Raw genomic sequence first — 19618 nt, forward strand, 5'->3', positions numbered from 1 at the left:
ACGATCCAGTAGCACTGGTCGGTAGCGAACGGTCCGCAATCATCCCTCTTCGCGGCGAGGTGAGCCTCATGTCCGCCCCCACCACTTCACGAACCACCGTCACCGAGCGCGAGGCACGCCAGGTGGCGGAGGCCGCCCGGCAACAGGACTGGCACAAGCCCAGCTTCGCCAAGGAACTGTTCCTCGGGCGTTTCCGGCTCGACCTCATCCACCCCCATCCGCTCCCCGACGACGAGTCCGTCCGGCGCGGCGAGGAGTTCCTCGCCAAGCTGCGCGCGTTCTGCGAGAGCACCGTCGACGGAGCCCGCATCGAGCGCGAGGCCCGTATCCCCGACGAGGTCGTGGCGGGCCTGAAGGAGCTCGGCGCCCTCGGCATGAAGATCGACCCCAAGTACGGCGGTCTCGGTCTCACCCAGCTGTACTACAACAAGGCCCTCGCCCTGGTCGGCTCCGCGAGCGCCGCCGTCGGCGCGCTGCTCTCCGCCCACCAGTCGATCGGCGTCCCCCAGCCGCTGAAGATGTTCGGCACCCAGGAGCAGAAGGACGCCTTCCTGCCCCGCTGCGCCCGCACCGACATCTCCGCCTTCCTGCTCACCGAGCCGGACGTCGGCTCCGACCCGGCGCGGCTCGCCACCACCGCCGTACCCGACGGCGAGGACTACGTCCTCGACGGGGTGAAGCTGTGGACCACCAACGGCGTGGTCGCCGACCTCCTCGTCGTCATGGCGCGCGTGCCGAAGTCCGAGGAGCACAAGGGCGGCATCACCGCGTTCGTCGTGGAGGCGGCCGCGGAGGGCATCACGGTCGAGAACCGCAACGCCTTCATGGGCCTGCGCGGCATCGAGAACGGCGTCACCCGATTCCACCGGGTGCGGGTGCCGGCCGCGAACCGCATCGGCCCCGAGGGTGCGGGCCTGAAGATCGCGCTGACCACCCTCAACACCGGCCGGCTCTCGCTGCCGGCGATGTGCGCGGGCGCCGGCAAGTGGTGCCTGAAGATCGCCCGTGAATGGTCGGCGGAGCGCGAGCAGTGGGGCAAGCCGGTGGCGCTGCACGAGGCCGTCGGCTCCAAGATCAGTTTCATCGCGGCCACCACCTTCGCCCTGGAGGCCGTCCTCGACCTGTCCTCGCAGATGGCCGACGAGGACCGCAACGACATCCGCATCGAGGCCGCGCTCGCCAAGCTCTACGGCTCCGAGATGGCCTGGAAGATGGCCGACGAACTGATCCAGATCCGTGGCGGACGCGGCTACGAGACCGCCGAGTCCCTCAGGGCGCGCGGCGAACGGGCGGTCCCGGCCGAGCAGATGCTGCGCGACCTGCGCATCAACCGCATCTTCGAGGGCTCGACGGAGATCATGCACCTGCTGATCGCCCGGGAGGCCGTCGACGCCCACCTCTCGGTCGCCGGTGACCTCATCGACCCCGACAAGTCCCTGTCCGACAAGGCGAAAGCGGGCGCCAGCGCGGGTGTCTTCTACGCCAAGTGGCTGCCGAAACTGGTCGCCGGACCGGGGCAACTGCCCACGTCCTACGGCGAGTTCAAACACGACGTAGATCTGTCCGGGCATCTGCGCTACGTCGAGCGCACCGCCCGCAAGCTGGCCCGCTCCACCTTCTACGCCATGTCCCGCTGGCAGGGCCGGATGGAGACCAAGCAGGGCTTCCTCGGGCGGATCGTGGACATCGGCGCCGAACTGTTCGCGATGAGCGCGGCCTGTGTCCGGGCCGAACTGCTGCGCAGCCGGGACGAACACGGCCGCGAGGCCTACCAGCTGGCCGACGCCTTCTGCCGGCAGGCCCGCATCCGGGTCGAGGAACTCTTCGACCGGCTGTGGACCAACACCGACGCCCTTGACCGGAGTGTGGTCAAGGGCGTTCTCGGCGGTGCCTACACCTGGCTGGAGGAAGGGGTCATCGATCCGTCCGGAGACGGCCCGTGGATCGCCGAAGCGACCCCCGGAGCGTCCACACGGCAGAACGAGCGCCGCCCCTTCGGCGGCTGAGCCCCTCCTGGTCCGGCAGGCCGGGCGCCTGGGGTCAGTTGCCCCAGGTGCCCTGGTTCACGGCGCAGGTCCAGCCCGAGCCGCGCAGGGTGAACTTCACCTTGTAGGAGTGGGTGTTGAGCAGGTGGGTCTGCACCTTGACGCCGAGGCTCGCCTTCTTGTTCAGCGTCCCGGTGTACACGGTCACCGTCTTCGAGGTCTTGTGGGTGACCCGGCCGCCCGTGGCCTTGGCCGAGCCGAAGCGGATGTTGGCGACATCCGTGACGGTGAAGCTGACCTTCTTGAAGCTCTTGGTCGTGCTCTTGTTCTTGATGCCGAAGTACAGGCCGCCGTTGGTCACCCAGTGGTTCGAGTTGATGTAGAAACGCGTCGGGTAGCTCAGGGTGAGCGGGCAGCCGGAGCTGCTGCTCGGCGTCTTGGCGGCGGCGAACGCGCCCCCGGCCAGGCCGAGCTGAGCGGCGGTCAGCAGACCGGTCGTCGCCAGGACGGCCGTCGTGCGCATGCGGTTCATGGTGGTGACTCCTCCCCGTTTGGCCCCTCTTCGCGGGCCCCGACGCAGAAGGATGCCATCACCGAAGCCCCGACGCGCGCGATTTCGGCGGTACTCGTCGTCCGGAATCGCGTCGCCCCGACCCGGGCGTGACGGTCCCGGTCCTTGTCCGGCGCGGTGTCCGGGCCGCGACCGGGGTGGATCCCCGGCGCTCCCCGGCACCGATCTTGAGACCGAACTGTTATCACACGATCTTCACGGATGCCTCACAACGGGAAAACCGCTCCACCCGGCGGCGCACCCTCTCCACACCCCCGCCCGGGGGACGCCCTGTCCTGACACCCACCGCATGCGGCCACAATGGAGGGATGACCGACAGCCCCGCCCATCCGGCGCCCCTCGCCGACCCGCACCTCGTCTACGACCCCCGCGCGGGCGACGGCCCCAAGGACGTGGTGATCCTCGGCTCCACCGGATCCATCGGCACCCAGGCCATCGACCTCGTGCTGCGCCACCCCGACCGCTTCCGGGTCACCGCCCTGTCCGCGAACGGCGGCCGGGTCGCCCTCCTCGCCGAGCAGGCCCGCCGGCTGCGGGTGCGGACCGTCGCGGTCGCCCGCGAGGACGTCGTACCCGCCCTGCGCGAGGCGCTCGCCGCCGAGTACGGCCCCGGCGAGCCGCTCCCCGGCATCCTCGCCGGAGCGGACGCCGCCACCCAGGTCGCCGCCTCCGACTGCCACACGGTGCTGAACGGCATCACCGGCTCCATCGGGCTGGCCCCCACCCTCGCCGCCCTGGAGGCGGGCCGCACCCTCGCGCTCGCCAACAAGGAGTCCCTGATCGTCGGGGGGCCGCTGGTCAAGGCGCTCGCCAAGCCCGGCCAGATCATCCCGGTCGACTCCGAGCACGCCGCCCTCTTCCAGGCCCTCGCCTGCGGCACCCGCGCCGACGTCCGCAAGCTGGTCGTCACCGCCTCCGGCGGCCCCTTCCGCGGCCGCACCAAGGCCGAGCTGGCGCACGTCACCGTCGAGGACGCCCTCGCCCACCCGACCTGGGCCATGGGCCCGGTGATCACGATCAACTCCGCGACCCTCGTCAACAAGGGCCTGGAGGTCATCGAGGCACACCTCCTCTACGACATTCCCTTCGACCGCATTGAGGTGGTCGTGCATCCCCAGTCGTATGTTCACTCGATGGTCGAGTTCACCGACGGTTCCACGATCGCCCAGGCGACGCCCCCCGACATGCGCGGGCCCATCGCCATCGGTCTGGGCTGGCCCGAACGCGTCCCCGACGCCGCGCCCGCCTTCGCCTGGAACCAGGCCTCCACCTGGGAGTTCTTCCCGCTGGACAACGAGGCCTTCCCGTCGGTCGACCTCGCCCGGCACGTGGGGCGGCTCGCGGGGACCGCCCCGGCGGTGTTCAATGCGGCCAACGAGGAGTGCGTCGAGGCCTTCCGCAGCGGCGCGCTGCCCTTCAACGGGATCATGGAGACCGTCACCCGGGTCGTCGAGGAGCACGGCACCCCCGTCACGGGAACTTCGCTCACGGTGTCGGACGTCCTCGAAGCGGAGACCTGGGCCCGCGCCCGGGCCCGCGAACTGACAGCCACGACGGCAACCGCGGAGGCGCGTGCATGACGACGTTGATGTTCATCCTCGGCATAGGGGTCTTCTTCGTCGGCCTGCTCGTCTCGATCGCGTGGCACGAGCTGGGGCACCTGTCCACGGCCAAGCTCTTCGGCATCCGCGTCCCGCAGTACATGGTCGGCTTCGGCCCCACCATCTGGTCGCGGAAGAAGGGCGAGACCGAGTACGGCTTCAAGGCGATCCCGCTCGGCGGCTACATCCGCATGATCGGCATGTTCCCGCCCGACGAGGAGGGCCGGGTGTCCGCCCGCTCGACCTCGCCGTGGCGCGGCATGATCGAGGACGCCCGCTCCGCGGCCTTCGAGGAACTGCAGCCCGGTGACGAGACCCGCATGTTCTACACGCGCAAGCCGTGGAAGCGTGTCATCGTCATGTTCGCCGGCCCCTTCATGAACCTGATCCTCGCGATCGCCCTGTTCTTCACCGTGCTCATGGGCTTCGGCATCCAGCAGCAGACCACCACCGTCGCCTCCGTGTCGCCCTGCGCCATCGCCCAGAGCGAGCACCGCGACACCTGCAAGAAGTCCGACCCGGTCTCCCCGGCGCAGAAGGCCGGCCTGAAGGCCGGCGACAAGATCGTCTCCTTCGACGGCGTGCGGACCACCGACTGGAACACCCTCTCGGACCTCATCCGCGACAGCGCCGGAAAGAACGTCGCGATCGTCGTCGACCGCAAGGGGCAACAGCAGACCCTGCACGCGACGATCACCAAGAACAAGGTCGCCAAGAAGGACGCCGGCGGACAGTACGTCAACGGCTACGTCGAGGCCGGTTTCCTCGGCTTCAGCTCCGCCACCGGCGTCGTCCACCAGGACTTCGGCCAGTCCGTGACCTGGATGTCCGACCGGGTCGGCGACGCCGTCGACTCCCTCGCCGCACTGCCCGGCAAGATCCCGGCCCTGTGGAACGCGGCCTTCGGCAACGGCCCGCGCGAGCCGGACTCCCCGATGGGCATCGTCGGCGCGGCCCGCATCACCGGCGAGATCGCCACCCTCGACATCCCCGCCTCCCAGCAGGTGGCAGGGTTCGTGATGCTCCTCGCCGGCTTCAACCTCTCCCTGTTCCTCTTCAACATGCTCCCGCTGCTCCCGCTCGACGGCGGGCACATCGCGGGCGCCCTGTGGGAGGCGCTCCGGCGGAACGTGGCCAGGGTGCTCCGCCGCCCGGACCCGGGACCGTTCGACGTGGCGAAGCTGATGCCGGTGGCGTACGTGGTGGCCGGGATCTTCGTCTGCTTCACCGTCCTGGTGCTGATCGCGGACGTGGTCAACCCGGTGAAAATCTCCTAGCCGCCCGATGTTCGACGCGGCCCGGAACCCTGTGGTCCGGGCCGCCTTCCATCGAGTGGGTTTGCCGGGTGGGATGTGCTCGGGCCAGAGCCCGTGCCGTAATCTCGAAGCCTGGAGCCCGCCCGCCCGCGGGGCCGGACCTTGATCCACGACTTGGGGTTGCACAGCAGATGACTGCGATTTCTCTCGGCATGCCGTCCGTTCCGACCAAGCTCGCCGAGCGCCGGAAGAGCCGGCAGATCCAGGTCGGAAGCGTGGCGGTCGGCGGAGACGCGCCCGTCTCGGTCCAGTCGATGACGACGACCCGGACGTCCGACATCGGCGCCACGCTCCAGCAGATCGCCGAGCTGACCGCGTCCGGCTGCCAGATCGTCCGCGTCGCCTGCCCCACCCAGGACGACGCCGACGCCCTCGCCACGATCGCGAAGAAGTCCCAGATCCCGGTCATCGCCGACATCCACTTCCAGCCCAAGTACGTCTTCGCCGCCATCGAGGCCGGCTGCGCCGCGGTCCGCGTCAACCCCGGCAACATCAAGCAGTTCGACGACAAGGTCGCGGAGATCGCCAGGGCCGCCAAGGACCACGGCACCCCCATCCGCATCGGCGTCAACGCCGGCTCCCTCGACAGGCGCCTGCTGCAGAAGTACGGCAAGGCCACCCCTGAGGCCCTGGCCGAGTCGGCCCTGTGGGAGGCGTCCCTCTTCGAGGAGCACGACTTCCGGGACATCAAGATCTCCGTCAAGCACAACGACCCGGTCATCATGATCGAGGCCTACCGCCAGCTCGCCGAGCAGTGCGACTACCCCCTGCACCTCGGTGTCACCGAGGCCGGCCCGGCGTTCCAGGGCACGATCAAGTCGGCGGTCGCCTTCGGCGCCCTGCTCTCCCAGGGCATCGGCGACACCATCCGCGTCTCCCTGTCGGCCCCGCCCGTCGAGGAGGTCAAGGTCGGCCTCCAGATCCTCCAGTCCCTCGGCCTGCGCCAGCGCGGCCTGGAGATCGTCTCCTGCCCGTCCTGCGGCCGCGCCCAGGTCGACGTCTACAAGCTCGCCGAAGAGGTCACCGCCGGCCTGACCGGCATGGAGGTCCCGCTGCGCGTCGCCGTCATGGGCTGCGTCGTCAACGGCCCCGGCGAGGCCCGCGAGGCCGACCTCGGCGTCGCCTCCGGCAACGGCAAGGGCCAGATCTTCGTCAAGGGCGAGGTCATCAAGACCGTCCCCGAGTCCAAGATCGTGGAAACCCTCATCGAGGAGGCCATGAAGCTGGCCGAGCAGATGGAGGCCGAGGGCGTGCAGTCGGGCGAACCGTCGGTGTCCGTGGCGGGCTGAGCCTCCATCCCGGCGGCGGGTGCGGCGCCCCGGAAGGGGCGCGGGGAACCGCGCGACAAGCCGCCCCCGGCCCGCAGTCGCCGGCGAACCGAGGCCGCCCGAGCTGGAAGGCGCACCGCCAGGCGGGCGCAGCTATAGTGCGGGGATCAGCAGAACCCCAGGGTGAGGCCCCGTACGTGTTGACCCAGACCACCTCTCGGGTGCTCGAACCGAGTGACCTCGACGCCGCGCTCGCCGTCCTCGACCGCGAGCCGGTGGCGAACGCCTTCGTGACCGCCCGGGTCCAGGTCGCCGGACTGGACCCGTGGCGCCTGGGCGGCGAGATGTGGGGTTGGTACGAGGACGGCATGCTCACGTCCCTGTGCTACGCGGGCGCCAACCTGGTCCCGGTCTGCGCCACCCCGCGCGCCGTCCGGGCCTTCGCCGACCGCGCCCGCCGGGCCGGCCGCCGCTGCTCCTCCATCGTCGGCCCCGCCGAAGCCACCGCCGCGCTGTGGCGCCTGCTGGAGCCCAACTGGGGGCCCGCCCGCGAGGTCCGTGCCCAGCAGCCCCTGATGGTCACCGACCGCATGCCCGCCGACATCGCCCCGGACCCCTACGTCCGCCGCGTCCGCAAGGACGAGATGGAAACGATCATGCCGGCGTGCGTGGCGATGTTCACCGAGGAGGTGGGCGTATCGCCCATGGCCGGCGACGGCGGCCTGCTCTACCAGGCCCGTGTCGCCGAACTCGTCGGCGCCGGCCGCTCCTTCGCCCGCCTGGACCAGCACGGCAAGGTCGTCTTCAAGGCGGAGATCGGCGCGGCGACCCGGCAGGCCTGCCAGATCCAGGGCGTGTGGGTGGCCCCGGAGTACCGGGGCAGGGGCCTGGCGGCGCCGGGCATGGCCGCCGTCCTGCGCTACGCCCTCGCCGACGTGGCTCCGGTGGTCAGCCTGTACGTGAACGACTTCAACACGGCGGCGCGGCGGGCGTACCGCAGGGTGGGCTTCCAAGAGGTGGGCGCCTTCATGAGTGTGCTGTTCTGAACGCCCTGTACGCTCCCCGCATGGACCTCGTGATCGGCCCCCTGGACCTCGCAGCCCACGTCGACGAGGCCCTCGCCGTCCAGGCCGTCGCCTTCGGCCTCGGCCCCGAAGAGGTCGCCGTACGACGGCAGATCGTCCAGCGCCACATGCAGTACCAGGGCGCGCGGGCCCTCGGCGCGAGCGCCGACGGACACCTCGTCGGATTCGTGTACGGCATGCCCAACAGCCGTACCCACTGGTGGTCCACCGTCGTGGAGCCCTACCTGCGCGCGGGCGGCAACGACTTCTGGCTGGACGACTCCTTCGTGATCACCGAACTGCACGTCCACCCCGGCCATCAGAACCGCGGCATCGGGCGCCGTCTGATCACCACCATCACCGACACCGCCAGCGAACCCCGCTCGATCCTCTCCGCGATCGACACCGACAGCCCGGCCCGCGGCCTGTACCACTCCCTCGGCTATGTGGACCTCGCCCGCCGGGTCCACTTCCCGAGCGCGCCACGGCCGTACGCGGTGATGGGCGCCCCGCTGCCGCTGCGCCGCGCATAGCACCCGCGTCCTAACCGATTTCCACCGGCACAGCCAGCCCGGCTAACCTCCTATGCCATCACCCTTACCTGGCAGGAGTACGAGAACCATGGCCAACGCACCGGTCCAGCGCATGTCCCAGTTGATGGCGAAGACGCTGCGCGACGACCCGGCGGACGCCGAGGTCCTCAGCCACAAGCTCCTCGTCCGCGCCGGCTACGTCCGCCGCACGGCCGCCGGCATCTGGAGCTGGCTGCCCCTCGGCAAGAAGGTCCTCTCCAACGTGGAGCGGATCGTCCGCGAGGAGATGGACGCCATCGGCGCCCAGGAGGTCACGCTGCCCGCCCTGCTGCCCCGCGAGCCCTACGAGGCGACCGGCCGCTGGGACGAGTACGGCCAGGAGCTGTTCCGGCTCCAGGACCGCAAGGGCGGCGACTACCTCCTCGGCCCCACCCACGAGGAGATCTTCACCCTCCTGGTCAAGGACCAGTGCACGTCCTACAAGGACCTGCCGGTGATCCTGTACCAGATCCAGACCAAGTTCCGGGACGAGGCCCGCCCCCGGGCCGGCATCCTGCGCGGCCGCGAGTTCCTGATGAAGGACTCGTACTCGTTCGACCTGGAGGACGAGGGCCTCGCCCGGTCCTACGCCCTGCACCGCCAGGCCTACCAGCGCGTCTTCGAGCGCCTCGGCCTCGACTACCGCATCTGCGCGGCCACCGCCGGCGCCATGGGCGGCTCGAAGTCCGAGGAGTTCCTGGCCCCCGCCGAGGCCGGCGAGGACACCTTCGCGGACTGCCCGAACTGCGACTTCGCCGCCAACACCGAGGCGATCACCTACGCCCTGCGACCCGTCGACGGCTCGGACGTCCCCGCGCTGGAGGAGATCCCGACCCCCGACACCCCCACCATCGAGACCCTGGCCGCCTCCCTCGGCGTCCCCGCCTCCGCGACGCTGAAGAACCTGCTGGTGAAGGTGGACGGCGAGATCGTCGCCGTCGGCGTGCCCGGCGACCGCGAGGTGGACCTCGGCAAGGTCGAGGCGCACTTCGCCCCGGCCGCCGTCGAGATGGTCACCGAGGCGGACTTCGCCGGCCGTCCCGACCTGGTCCGCGGCTATGTCGGCCCGCAGGGCCTGGGCGAGAAGGTGACCTACATCGCCGACCCGCGCGTGGCCCCCGGCACCTCCTGGATCACCGGCGCCAACAAGGACCAGACCCACGCCAGGAACGTCGTCGCCGGCCGTGACTTCGAGGCCGACGCGTACGTGGACGTCGTCGTGGTCCAGGAGGGCGACCCCTGCCCCCAGTGCGGCACCGGCCTGAAGCTGGACCGCGCCATCGAGATCGGCCACATCTTCCAGCTGGGCCGCAAGTACACCGACGCCCTCAAGCTCGACGTCCTCGGCCAGCACGGCAAGCCGGTCCGCGTCACCATGGGCTCCTACGGCATCGGCGTCTCCCGCGCCGTCGCCGCGCTCGCCGAGCAGACCGCCGACGACAAGGGCCTGGTGTGGCCCAAGGAGGTCGCCCCGGCCGACGTGCACGTGGTCGCCGCCGGCAAGGCCCTGCAGACCGAGCTGGCCCTCGACGTCGCCGAGAAGCTGGCCGCCGCGGGCGTCCGCGTGCTGGTCGACGACCGCGCCGGCGTCTCCCCGGGCGTGAAGTTCACCGACGCCGAGCTGATCGGCGTCCCGCAGATCCTGGTCGCCGGCCGCCGCTCCGCCGAGGGCGTCCTGGAACTGAAGGACCGCAGGACCGGCGAGCGCGAGGAACTGTCGGTCGAGGACGCGATCGCCCGTCTGACGGCGTAGTCAGGGGGTGGTTTCCCCGCGCCCGGAAGGGCGCGGGGAACACCGCGGGCGACCGGAGCGCGACCCGCGGTGCCACGACGGTCCGGACGACCCCGGACCACCACGGCCGGCAGCACAGCCGGCTCACAGCCACCCGGCGAACTCCAGCAACAACTCCCCGTCCTTCGGCCGCCCCACCCGAAGGGCCCGCACCCCCGACTCCACGGCCCGGAAGAGCGTCCACCCGCGCAGCCGCTCCTGGTCCACCTCCAGCGACTCCGCGAGCCGCTTGACGCGCCGCCGGACGATCGCCGCTCCGGACGGAGCCGCGATCAGGTCCTCCACCCGGTCCCGCACCAGCCGCGCCAGATCGAACGCACACTCGCCGACCACCGGATCCGGCCCCACCGCGAGCCACGGCATCCGCTCCGCGGCGAGCACCTTGCTCTGCCGGAACGTGCCGTGCAGCAGCAGCCGCTCGGGCGGCGCGGCCACCAGCTCCTCGCGGGCCGCGAGCGCCGCGTCGACCAGCGCCGCCGCCTCCGGGGCGGCCTCGGCGCCCGCCCTCATCGCCGTCGCCTGCCGGCCGGTGCGCTCGGCGACGGTCTCGAAGACCGGGCCGGCCGGCGGCTCGACCCACAGCCGCCTCAGCGTCCCCGCCGCCTCCAGCAGCGCCTTCGCCTCCGGCAGCGACCGCACCGACACATCCGGGTGCAGCCGCTCCAGCAGCAGCACGCCCGCCTCGGCGTCCGCGGGGGCTCCTTCCAGCAGCTGGACGGCGCCCAGTCCGCCCCAGTGCGCCAGCGCCGCCCGCTCGCTCTCCGGGCGGGCCCTGGGCGGGGCCAGCTTCAGCACGGCCGGGGTGCCGTCCGCCCGCCGTACCAGCACCACCAGGCTGCTGCGCCCGCCCGGCACCTGGACCCGCTCCACGGTCAACCCGCGCCCGGCGACGGCCCGTTCGGCGATCGCGGGCAGCTCCGCCAGCCAGGCGTCCTGGGCCGGTGCCGTCTCACCGAGCGCCCGTACCAGGCGCGGCGGCGGTTCGAAAGCCATGCGCGAGTTGTTCCCTTCCAGTCCGGGTCCTGTCGTCAGGGTCGTACGGGCGCTCACCGGGTCACCGTGACGGTGCCACCGAGGCGGAGGCCGACGGGGCCGCGCCGGCCGCGCCCGTCCCCTCGCCGGCCCGCTCGGCGAGCCCAGGGAAGGCTACGCTCTCCCCGCTCCAGCGCACCGCGCGCACCGCGGCCTCCCGCAGCGCCGCGGCGGCCGCCCCGCGCCGGGCGCCCGTCGCCGCCCGCACCAGGTCCGCGTACGCGCCGGCCAGCCCTTCCTCCAGCCGGGCGGCGAGCCGTACGGCCGCGGCCGTGTCCGGCACCGGGAACGGCAGCGCGTACGCGGCGTCCGCGGCGACCGGCTGGCCGCCCAGGTCGCGGACGTCGAGGATCAGCGCGTCGCGGTGCGCCCGGTGGGCGTCGTACGCCGCCCGCGCCTCACTCCGGCGTGCCGCGTCGACGCGGCCGCCGACGACGCCGTACCCGTACACCGCCGCGTGTTCCGCCGCCAGCGCCGCCTGCAGCGCGGTCAGCTCGGCCGCCTTCGCCTCGTCCTTCGCCTTGCCGCTCACTTCGCCGCCTCCGTCAGCAGGTACGCGTGCGTGGCGCCCGCCGCCGCCACCGACGCCAGCAGCCGGGCCGTCTCACCGGGCACCTCCAGCAGGGACTTGGCGCGCCGGTCGGCGAGGCTGCGCTCGGCGGCGGCCAGCCCGGCGAGCGCCGCCTTCTCGGTGGCCGGGACGGGGGCGGGGGAGGAGGACGCCGAGACCGGTGCCGACGCTGACGCGCCGTCCGTGAAGGCCGCGGCGTGGGCCGCGACCTGGGTGCGCAGCGGGCGCAGCCGCTCCGCGAGCCCCGGATGCGCGGCGAGGACGGCGTCGTACCGCTCCAGCAGTGTCCGGCTGTCCCGCGCCGCACGCGCGCGTGCCCGTGCCGTCTGCGACGGGCCGCTGCTGCCGCCCGAGTCCGGCCCGGCCGAGCAGCCCGTCAGCAGGGCGGCGCCGGCGGCCGAGGCGAGCAGGGATCTTCTGCGCGGCCCCGAGGGGGTGCGCAGGGGTGGGGGGTACGGCACGGCTGACGTCCTCGGGGGCTCGTACGAACACACGGGCGGGAGGGCGGCCCGCCGTGATCACGGTACCCGCGCGTTCCCCCGCTTCATGTCACCGGCTCAGGCAGCCAACCCCAAGGGGCGCGAGGAACCGCGCGACAAGCCACGACACCCGCGCCCGCCGGCGAACCGCAGCCCCCCGGGCCGGCGGGCGCCCGGCCCCACCGCCGGAGACACGCGCACGCAACACCCCCCGCGACCGGATACCCTTTGACCAGACACGCGACCCATCCCACAACAGCACACGCGGCCGAGGAGTCACCCGGATGAGCACCACCCAGAGCGAGAGGCTGCGAGAGCTGCTGGAACCGCTCGTCACGTCCCAGGGGCTGGATCTCGAAGAGATCGCCGTGGACTCCGTCGGACGCAAGCGGGTGCTGCGCGTGGTCGTCGACTCCGACTCCGGAGCGGATCTGGACGCCATCGCCGATGTGAGCCGTGCGCTCTCGGCGAAGCTCGACGAGACCGACGCGATGGGTGACGCGGCGTACGACCTGGAGGTCGGAACCCCCGGCGCGGAGCGCCTCCTCACCGAGCACCGGCACTTCGTGCGCGCCGTCGACCGGCTCGTGAAGTTCCAGCTGACCGAGGGCGGCGAGCTTCTCGCCCGGATCCTGAAGGCCGACGAGGACGGTCTCGACGTCGAGGTCCCCGGGGTCAAGGGCCGCAAGGCCACCACCCGCAGACTCGGCTTCCCGGAGATCGCCAAGGCGCGTGTGCAGGTCGAGTTCAGCCGCAAGGACAAGACCGACAAGACGGACAAGCAGAACATGAAGGAAGAGGAGGAGGCGTAGCCGTGGACATCGACATGAGCGCCCTGCGGGGCTTGGTTCGGGAGAAGGAGATCTCCTTCGACCTGCTGGTCGAGGCGATCGAGTCGGCCCTCCTCATCGCCTACCACCGCACCGAGGGAAGCCGCCGACACGCGCGCGTGGAGCTCAACCGGGAGACCGGGCATGTGACCGTGTGGGCGAAGGAGGACCCCGAGGACCTCGAGGAGGGCCAGGAGCCCCGCGAGTTCGACGACACCCCCACCGGCTTCGGCCGTATCGCCGCCACCACCGCCAAGCAGGTGATCCTGCAGCGGCTGCGCGACGCCGAGGACGACGCCACGCTCGGCGAGTACGCGGGGCGTGAGGGCGACATCGTCACCGGCGTGGTCCAGCAGGGCCGCGACCCGAAGAACGTGCTGGTCGACATCGGCAAGCTGGAGGCCATCCTGCCGGTGCAGGAGCAGGTGCCCGGCGAGACCTACCCGCACGGCATGCGCCTGCGGTCGTACGTCGTCCGGGTCGCCAAGGGCGTCCGCGGACCGTCGGTCACCCTCTCCCGCACGCACCCGAACCTGGTGAAGAAGCTCTTCGCCCTGGAGGTGCCGGAGATCGCCGACGGTTCGGTGGAGATCGCCGCGATCGCCCGTGAAGCCGGTCACCGCACCAAGATCGCCGTACGGTCCACCCGTTCGGGCCTGAACGCCAAGGGCGCCTGCATCGGCCCGATGGGCGGCCGTGTGCGCAATGTCATGGGCGAACTGAACGGCGAGAAGATCGACATCGTCGACTGGTCGGACGACCCGGCCGAGATGGTGGCGAACGCCCTGTCACCCGCTCGGGTGAGCAAGGTGGAGGTCGTCGACATGGCCGCCCGGTCCGCCCGGGTGACCGTACCGGACTACCAGCTGTCGCTCGCGATCGGCAAGGAGGGCCAGAACGCCCGCCTCGCCGCCCGCCTCACCGGCTGGCGCATCGACATCCGTCCGGACACCGAACAGCCGGCCGGGTAATCGGCCGGCGCCGGGGGTCCGGCCGGGAACAGATCCAAGCCGCAGGTCGCTTGGTTTACGACAACAACCGTTCGATCTTTGCCCCGAAGGGGTGAGGTCGGTACGGGGAGGTAGACTTAACGGTGTCTGGCCGGACGCACGCCCGAGCATGCCCTGAGCGCACCTGTGTGGGGTGCCGGGAGCGGGCGGCCAAGAACGATCTCCTGCGGATCGTGAGGATCGAGGACGCGTGCGCCCCCGATCCTCGCGGTACGCTGCCCGGCCGGGGTGCCTACGTACACCCCGCCCTGGTCTGTTTCGACCAGGCGGTACGCCGTCGGGCGTTCCCGCGGGCACTGCGCGTCCCGGGGCCGCTCGACACAAAGGCGTTGCGCCGATACGTCGAGCAGACAACAGTTGCCGAGCAGGCAACACCGTAAGACGTGCCGTACGGAACCCCGTGCGGCCTGGTACCTCGCGAGTCGAAAGCAGGTCGAGATTGCGATGAGCACTCGATGAGTACGCGATGAGTACGCCCATGAACTAGCGACGGTCCGGCTTCACCCGGACCTCAAAGGAGCGAAGTGGCTAAGGTCCGGGTCTACGAACTCGCCAAGGAGTTCGGTGTCGAGAGCAAGGTCGTCATGGCCAAGCTCCAGGAACTCGGTGAATTCGTCCGTTCGGCGTCTTCGACCATCGAAGCGCCCGTTGTACGCAAGCTGACCGACGCCTTCCAGGGCGGCTCCGGCAAGTCCGCCGGCAAGCCCGCCCCGCGCAAGGCCGCCCCCAAGCCCGCCGCGCCCTCTCCGGCGCAGGCGGCGCGTCCGGCTGCCCCGAAGCCGGCGGCCCCCAAGCCTCCGACGGCGCCCGCTGCCCAGCAGCCGGCCGCCCCGGCGGCGTCCTCGGCGCCCGCCCCGGGCCCGCGTCCGGTTCCGGGCCCCAAGCCCGCGCCGCGTCCGGCTCCGGCCGCCCCGGAGTTCACCGCTCCGCCGGCTGCTCCGGCCGCCCAGACCCCGCAGGCCCCGGCCGCGCAGGGTCCGCGTCCCGGCGCCCGCCCCGGTGCCCCGAAGCCTGGTGGCCGTCCGGCTGCCGGCCAGGGTCAGGGCCGTCCCGGCCAGGGTGCCCAGCGCCCCGGTGGCCAGGCCCCGCGTCCGGGTGCCCGTCCGGCCGGTCCGCGTCCGGGTAACAACCCCTTCACCTCCGGTGGCTCCACCGGCATGGCCCGTCCGCAGGCCCCGCGCCCGCAGGGCGGACCGCGTCCTGGTGGCCACGGCGGCCCCGGTGCCCCCGGCGCCGGTCCCCGTCCGCAGGCGCCCGGCCAGCAGGGTGGCGGTCCCCGTCCCCAGGCTCCCGGTGCGTCCGGGCGTCCGTCGCCGGCCGGCATGCCCCGGCCGCAGGGCGGCCCGCGTCCCGGCCCGGCCGGTCCGCGTCCGAACCCCGGCATGATGCCGCAGCGTCCCGCTGCCGGCCCCCGTCCCGGCGGCGGTGGCCCCGGCGGCCGCGGTCCCGGTGGCGGCGGTCGTCCCGGTGGCGGCGGCGGTCGTCCCGGTGGCGGCTTCGCCGGTCGTCCCGGTGGCGGTGGCGGCGGCTTCGCCGGCCGTCCTGGTGGTCCCGGCGGTGGCGGTGGCGGCGGCTTCGCCGGCCGTCCCGGTGGTCCCGGCGGTGGCGGCGGTGGCCGTCCCGGCTTCGGTGGCCGTCCCGGCGGCCCCGGTGGCCGTGGTGGCACGCAGGGCGCCTTCGGTCGTCCCGGCGGCCCCGCGCGTCGTGGCCGCAAGTCGAAGCGGCAGAGGCGCCAGGAGTACGAGGCCATGCAGGCCCCGAGCGTCGGCGGCGTGATGCTGCCGCGCGGCAACGGCGAGACCATCCGTCTCTCCCGCGGCGCGTCGCTCACCGACTTCGCGGAGAAGATCAACGCCAACCCGGCGTCGCTCGTCGCGGTCATGATGAACCTCGGCGAGATGGTCACGGCCACGCAGTCCGTCTCCGACGAGACGCTGCAGCTCCTCGCGGGCGAGATGAACTACGAGGTTCAGATCGTCAGCCCCGAGGAGGAGGACCGCGAGCTGCTGGAGTCCTTCGACATCGAGTTCGGCGAGGACGAGGGCGACGAGGAGGACCTGGTGGTCCGCCCGCCGGTCGTCACCGTCATGGGTCACGTCGACCACGGTAAGACCCGGCTCCTCGACGCCATCCGCAAGACGAACGTCATCGCGGGCGAGGCCGGCGGCATCACCCAGCACATCGGTGCCTACCAGGTCTCCACCGAGGTCAACGACGAAGAGCGCAGGATCACCTTCATCGACACCCCGGGTCACGAGGCGTTCACCGCCATGCGTGCCCGTGGTGCGAAGTCGACCGACATCGCGATCCTGGTCGTCGCGGCCAACGACGGCGTCATGCCGCAGACGGTCGAGGCGCTGAACCACGCCAAGGCGGCCGACGTGCCGATCGTGGTCGCGGTCAACAAGATCGACGTCGAGGGTGCCGACCCGACCAAGGTGCGCGGTCAGCTGACCGAGTACGGCCTGGTGGCCGAGGAGTACGGCGGCGACACGATGTTCGTCGACATCTCCGCCAAGCAGGGTCTGCACATCGACTCGCTGCTGGAGGCCGTGGTCCTCACGGCCGACGCCTCGCTCGACCTGCGGGCCAACCCGGCCCAGGACGCGCAGGGCATCTCGATCGAGTCCCGTCTCGACCGCGGCCGTGGTGCCGTGGCGACGGTCCTCGTCCAGCGAGGCACGCTGCGGGTCGGCGACACGATGGTGGTGGGCGACGCCTACGGCCGCGTCCGCGCCATGCTCGACGACAACGGCAACAACGTCGCCGAGGCCGGACCCTCGACGCCGGTCCAGGTCCTGGGCCTGACCAACGTCCCGGGTGCGGGTGACAACTTCCTGGTGGTGGACGAGGACCGTACGGCCCGTCAGATCGCCGAGAAGCGTGCCGCCCGTGAGCGCAACGCGGCCTTCGCCAAGCGCACGCGCCGCGTGTCGCTGGAGGACCTGGACAAGGTGCTCAAGGCCGGCGAGGTCCAGCAGCTGAACCTGATCATCAAGGGTGACGCTTCTGGTTCCGTCGAGGCCCTGGAGTCCTCCCTGCTCCAGCTGGACGTCGGCGAAGAGGTCGACATCCGCGTCCTGCACCGCGGCGTCGGTGCGGTCACGGAGTCCGACATCGACCTGGCGATGGGCTCCGACGCCATCGTGATCGGCTTCAACGTCCGTGCGGCCGGCCGCGCGGCGCAGATGGCCGAGCGCGAGGGTGTGGACGTCCGGTACTACTCGGTCATCTACCAGGCGATCGAGGAGATCGAGGCGGCCCTCAAGGGCATGCTCAAGCCGGAGTACGAAGAGGTCGAGCTCGGTACGGCGGAGATCCGCGAGGTCTTCAAGTCGTCCAAGCTGGGCAACATCGCCGGTGTCCTCATCCGCTCGGGCGAGGTCAAGCGCAACACCAAGGCGCGCCTCATCCGCGACGGCAAGGTGGTCGCGGAGAACCTCAACATCGAGGGCCTGCGTCGCTTCAAGGACGACGTCACCGAGATCCGCGAAGGCTACGAGGGTGGTATCAACCTCGGCAACTTCAACGACATCAAGGTCGACGACGTCATCGCGACGTACGAGATGCGGGAGAAGCCGCGGGCCTGACGCCCACGGTTCGTGCTGGCCGACGGGACTCCGGTCCTGTCGGCCAGCGCGCCGTTCCTGGGCTCCGAACGCGGTCCAGGTGCGGCAAAACCCCGTCGAGCCTCCGGCAGGAACGGGGTACCGTTCTTGATGACCCCGGCCACACGGACCCGGGGCCATCGATCCCGTACCGGCGGGTGAACCGGCTACACACATGTACGTGGGGACTCTGTCCTTCGACCTCCTCCTCGGCGACGTCCACTCGCTGAAGGAGAAGCGCTCCGTCGTCCGCCCGATCGTCGCCGAACTCCAGCGGAAGTACGCGGTGAGCGCGGCAGAGGTGGACCACATGGATCTCCACCGGCGAGCGCTCATCGGCCTCGCCATGGTCTCCGGCGACGCGGCGCACCTCACCGACGTACTGGACCGGTGCGAACGGCTGGTCGCCGGCCGCCCCGAGGTCGAGCTGCTGTCCGTGCGACGGCGCTTCCACGGCGAGGACGACTGACGACCAGACCCAACACCAGAGCAAGCAGAAGAAAGAACGGGAGACGGACCAGTGGCCGACAACGCGCGGGCGAAAAGGCTGGCGGACCTCATCCGGGAGGTGGTGGCCCAGAAGCTGCAGCGCGGGATCAAGGACCCGCGGCTCGGCTCGCACGTCACCATCACGGACACCCGGGTCACGGGTGACCTGCGGGAGGCGACCGTCTTCTACACGGTCTACGGCGACGAGGAGGAGCGGAACGCGGCGGCAGCCGGCCTGGAGAGCGCCAAGGGCATCCTGCGCTCCGAGGTCGGGCGTGCGGCGGGCGTGAAGTTCACCCCGACCCTGACCTTCGTCGCGGACGCCCTGCCGGACACCGCCCGGACCATCGAGGACCTCCTCGACAAGGCCCGGCAGTCCGACGCCAAGGTCCGCGAGGCCTCCGCGGGCGCCAGCTACGCGGGCGGCGCGGACCCGTACAGGAAGCCGGCCGACGACGAGACGGACGGCGACGCCGCGGAATGACCCAGAAGCACACCACGCCCGACGGCCTCGTCATCGTCGACAAGCCGTCGGGCTTCACTTCGCACGACGTGGTCGCCAAGATGCGGGGGATCGCCAGGACCCGCCGCGTCGGCCACGCCGGCACCCTCGACCCGATGGCGACCGGCGTCCTGGTCCTCGGGGTCGAGCGCGCCACCAAGCTCCTCGGGCACCTCGCGCTGACCGAGAAGGAGTACCTGGGCACCATCCGCCTGGGCCAGAACACGGTCACCGACGACGCCGAGGGCGAGATCACCTCGTCCACCGACGCCTCCCAGGTGACCCGGGACGCCATCGACGCCGGCATCGCCAAGCTGACCGGCGACATCATGCAGGTCCCGTCCAAGGTCAGCGCCATCAAGATCGACGGCGTACGGTCCTACAAGCGGGCCCGCGAGGGCGAGGACTTCGAGATCCCCGCCCGGCCGGTGACGATCTCCTCCTTCGCGGTGTACGACGTCCGGGACGCCGTCGCCGACGACGGCACCGCGGTGCTCGACCTGGTCGTGTCCGTGGTCTGCTCGTCCGGCACGTACATCCGTGCCCTGGCCCGTGACCTGGGCGCCGACCTGGGCGTCGGCGGCCACCTCACCGCGCTGCGCCGGACCCGCGTCGGACCGTACAAGATCGATACGGCGAGGACACTGGACCAGCTCCAGCAGGAGCTGACCGTGATGCCGATCGCGGAGGCCGCCGGGGCCGCGTTCCCGCGCTGGCAGGTGGACGACCGGCGCGCCCGGCTGCTGCTGAACGGCGTCCGGCTGGAGATGCCCGACGAGTACGCCGGCGCCGGACCCGTCGCCGTGTTCGACCCCGAGGGCCGTTTCCTCGCGCTCGTCGAGCAGCAGAAGGGCAAGGCCAAGAGTCTCGCCGTCTTCGGCTGAGGCCCCTGCCATGGGCGCTGCCCGTGGAGCGGCGGCCGGCCACG

At 71.6% G+C, this 19618-nt stretch carries 18 protein-coding genes; 14 read left to right on the forward strand and 4 right to left on the reverse strand.

The features are described from left to right. Nucleotides 1-68: 68 nt before the first annotated feature. Entirely contained in the window at nucleotides 69-2006 is a 1938-nt protein-coding gene (locus IE244_RS28545) for an acyl-CoA dehydrogenase family protein (protein ID WP_191876474.1), read from the forward strand. A 34-nt stretch (nucleotides 2007-2040) separates the two neighbouring features. Here IE244_RS28545 and IE244_RS28550 read toward each other — a convergent pair whose 3' ends face one another. Then, a complete protein-coding gene (locus IE244_RS28550) occupies nucleotides 2041-2517 on the reverse strand; it encodes a hypothetical protein (protein WP_191876438.1) in 477 nt (158 codons plus the stop codon). Between the two features lie 347 nt (nucleotides 2518-2864). Here IE244_RS28550 and dxr point away from each other — a divergent pair, with 347 nt between their 5' ends. From dxr to IE244_RS28580, 6 genes are all read left to right on the forward strand, one after another. Continuing rightward, entirely contained in the window at nucleotides 2865-4136 is a 1272-nt protein-coding gene (gene dxr, locus IE244_RS28555; RefSeq protein ID WP_191876439.1) for a 1-deoxy-D-xylulose-5-phosphate reductoisomerase, read from the forward strand. After that, the gene (locus IE244_RS28560; protein ID WP_506005175.1) at nucleotides 4133-5434 is read left to right on the forward strand and encodes a M50 family metallopeptidase; all 1302 of its coding nucleotides are present in this window, start codon (nucleotides 4133-4135) and stop codon (nucleotides 5432-5434) included. Before dxr ends, IE244_RS28560 begins: the two co-directional genes overlap by 4 nt. A 170-nt stretch (nucleotides 5435-5604) precedes the next feature. Further along, nucleotides 5605-6762: a flavodoxin-dependent (E)-4-hydroxy-3-methylbut-2-enyl-diphosphate synthase gene (gene ispG, locus IE244_RS28565; RefSeq protein WP_031167487.1), complete on the forward strand. Its 1158-nt coding sequence runs from the start codon at nucleotides 5605-5607 to the stop codon at nucleotides 6760-6762. A 176-nt stretch (nucleotides 6763-6938) separates the two neighbouring features. Continuing rightward, on the forward strand, nucleotides 6939-7787 hold the full coding sequence (locus IE244_RS28570; protein ID WP_191876440.1) for a GNAT family N-acetyltransferase: 849 nt from the start codon (nucleotides 6939-6941) through the stop codon (nucleotides 7785-7787). Between the two features lie 20 nt (nucleotides 7788-7807). Further along, entirely contained in the window at nucleotides 7808-8338 is a 531-nt protein-coding gene (locus IE244_RS28575; RefSeq protein ID WP_191876441.1) for a GNAT family N-acetyltransferase, read from the forward strand. An 88-nt stretch (nucleotides 8339-8426) separates the two neighbouring features. Next, nucleotides 8427-10130: a proline--tRNA ligase gene (locus tag IE244_RS28580; protein ID WP_191876442.1), complete on the forward strand. Its 1704-nt coding sequence runs from the start codon at nucleotides 8427-8429 to the stop codon at nucleotides 10128-10130. A 123-nt stretch (nucleotides 10131-10253) separates the two neighbouring features. Here the strand turns inward: IE244_RS28580 and IE244_RS28585 are convergent, their stop codons facing one another. From IE244_RS28585 to IE244_RS28595, 3 genes are all read right to left on the reverse strand, one after another. After that, the gene (locus tag IE244_RS28585; protein ID WP_191876443.1) at nucleotides 10254-11162 is read right to left on the reverse strand and encodes an aminoglycoside phosphotransferase family protein; all 909 of its coding nucleotides are present in this window, start codon (nucleotides 11160-11162) and stop codon (nucleotides 10254-10256) included. A 61-nt stretch (nucleotides 11163-11223) separates the two neighbouring features. Further along, nucleotides 11224-11733, reverse strand: a complete 510-nt coding sequence (locus IE244_RS28590; RefSeq protein WP_191876444.1) for a ferritin-like domain-containing protein — start codon at nucleotides 11731-11733, stop codon at nucleotides 11224-11226. Beyond that, entirely contained in the window at nucleotides 11730-12233 is a 504-nt protein-coding gene (locus tag IE244_RS28595; RefSeq protein WP_191876445.1) for a hypothetical protein, read from the reverse strand. Before IE244_RS28595 ends, IE244_RS28590 begins: the two co-directional genes overlap by 4 nt. 302 nt (nucleotides 12234-12535) lie before the next feature. Between IE244_RS28595 and rimP the strand changes: the two genes are divergently transcribed. The 7 genes from rimP (at nucleotide 12536) to truB (ending at nucleotide 19574) form a co-directional block, all read left to right on the forward strand. Beyond that, on the forward strand, nucleotides 12536-13063 hold the full coding sequence (rimP, locus tag IE244_RS28600) for a ribosome maturation factor RimP (protein WP_191876446.1): 528 nt from the start codon (nucleotides 12536-12538) through the stop codon (nucleotides 13061-13063). Nucleotides 13064-13065: 2 nt separating this feature from the next. Beyond that, nucleotides 13066-14052: a transcription termination factor NusA gene (gene nusA, locus IE244_RS28605; RefSeq protein ID WP_191876447.1), complete on the forward strand. Its 987-nt coding sequence runs from the start codon at nucleotides 13066-13068 to the stop codon at nucleotides 14050-14052. 122 nt (nucleotides 14053-14174) lie between these two features. Continuing rightward, on the forward strand, nucleotides 14175-14471 hold the full coding sequence (locus tag IE244_RS28610; protein WP_191876448.1) for a YlxR family protein: 297 nt from the start codon (nucleotides 14175-14177) through the stop codon (nucleotides 14469-14471). 144 nt (nucleotides 14472-14615) lie between these two features. Then, entirely contained in the window at nucleotides 14616-17681 is a 3066-nt protein-coding gene (gene infB / locus IE244_RS28615; RefSeq protein WP_191876449.1) for a translation initiation factor IF-2, read from the forward strand. Nucleotides 17682-17874: 193 nt separating this feature from the next. Then, the gene (locus tag IE244_RS28620; RefSeq protein ID WP_031167509.1) at nucleotides 17875-18168 is read left to right on the forward strand and encodes a DUF503 domain-containing protein; all 294 of its coding nucleotides are present in this window, start codon (nucleotides 17875-17877) and stop codon (nucleotides 18166-18168) included. Between the two features lie 51 nt (nucleotides 18169-18219). Beyond that, on the forward strand, nucleotides 18220-18672 hold the full coding sequence (gene rbfA, locus IE244_RS28625; RefSeq protein WP_191876450.1) for a 30S ribosome-binding factor RbfA: 453 nt from the start codon (nucleotides 18220-18222) through the stop codon (nucleotides 18670-18672). Beyond that, complete coding sequence (gene truB, locus IE244_RS28630; RefSeq protein WP_191876451.1) at nucleotides 18669-19574, forward strand: tRNA pseudouridine(55) synthase TruB; 906 nt, start codon at nucleotides 18669-18671, stop codon at nucleotides 19572-19574. Before rbfA ends, truB begins: the two co-directional genes overlap by 4 nt. The last annotated feature ends 44 nt before the right edge of the window (nucleotides 19575-19618 follow it).

The sequence above is a fragment of the Streptomyces filipinensis genome (assembly GCF_014649495.1).
GTDB classification, from domain to species: domain Bacteria; phylum Actinomycetota; class Actinomycetes; order Streptomycetales; family Streptomycetaceae; genus Streptomyces; species Streptomyces filipinensis.

Bases quoted from the DNA above. Each gene is read 5' to 3' on its own strand.
- dxr (WP_191876439.1), top strand. From the start codon at position 2,865: ATGACCGACAGCCCCGCCCATCCGGCGCCCCTCGCCGACCCGCACCTC.
- IE244_RS28545 (WP_191876474.1), top strand. From the start codon at position 69: ATGTCCGCCCCCACCACTTCACGAACCACCGTCACCGAGCGCGAGGCA.
- IE244_RS28575 (WP_191876441.1), top strand. From the start codon at position 7,808: ATGGACCTCGTGATCGGCCCCCTGGACCTCGCAGCCCACGTCGACGAG.
- IE244_RS28550 (WP_191876438.1), bottom strand. From the start codon at position 2,517: ATGAACCGCATGCGCACGACGGCCGTCCTGGCGACGACCGGTCTGCTG.
- IE244_RS28620 (WP_031167509.1), top strand. From the start codon at position 17,875: ATGTACGTGGGGACTCTGTCCTTCGACCTCCTCCTCGGCGACGTCCAC.
- IE244_RS28580 (WP_191876442.1), top strand. From the start codon at position 8,427: ATGGCCAACGCACCGGTCCAGCGCATGTCCCAGTTGATGGCGAAGACG.
- rimP (WP_191876446.1), top strand. From the start codon at position 12,536: ATGAGCACCACCCAGAGCGAGAGGCTGCGAGAGCTGCTGGAACCGCTC.
- truB (WP_191876451.1), top strand. From the start codon at position 18,669: ATGACCCAGAAGCACACCACGCCCGACGGCCTCGTCATCGTCGACAAG.
- ispG (WP_031167487.1), top strand. From the start codon at position 5,605: ATGACTGCGATTTCTCTCGGCATGCCGTCCGTTCCGACCAAGCTCGCC.
- IE244_RS28585 (WP_191876443.1), bottom strand. From the start codon at position 11,162: ATGGCTTTCGAACCGCCGCCGCGCCTGGTACGGGCGCTCGGTGAGACG.
- IE244_RS28560 (WP_506005175.1), top strand. From the start codon at position 4,133: ATGACGACGTTGATGTTCATCCTCGGCATAGGGGTCTTCTTCGTCGGC.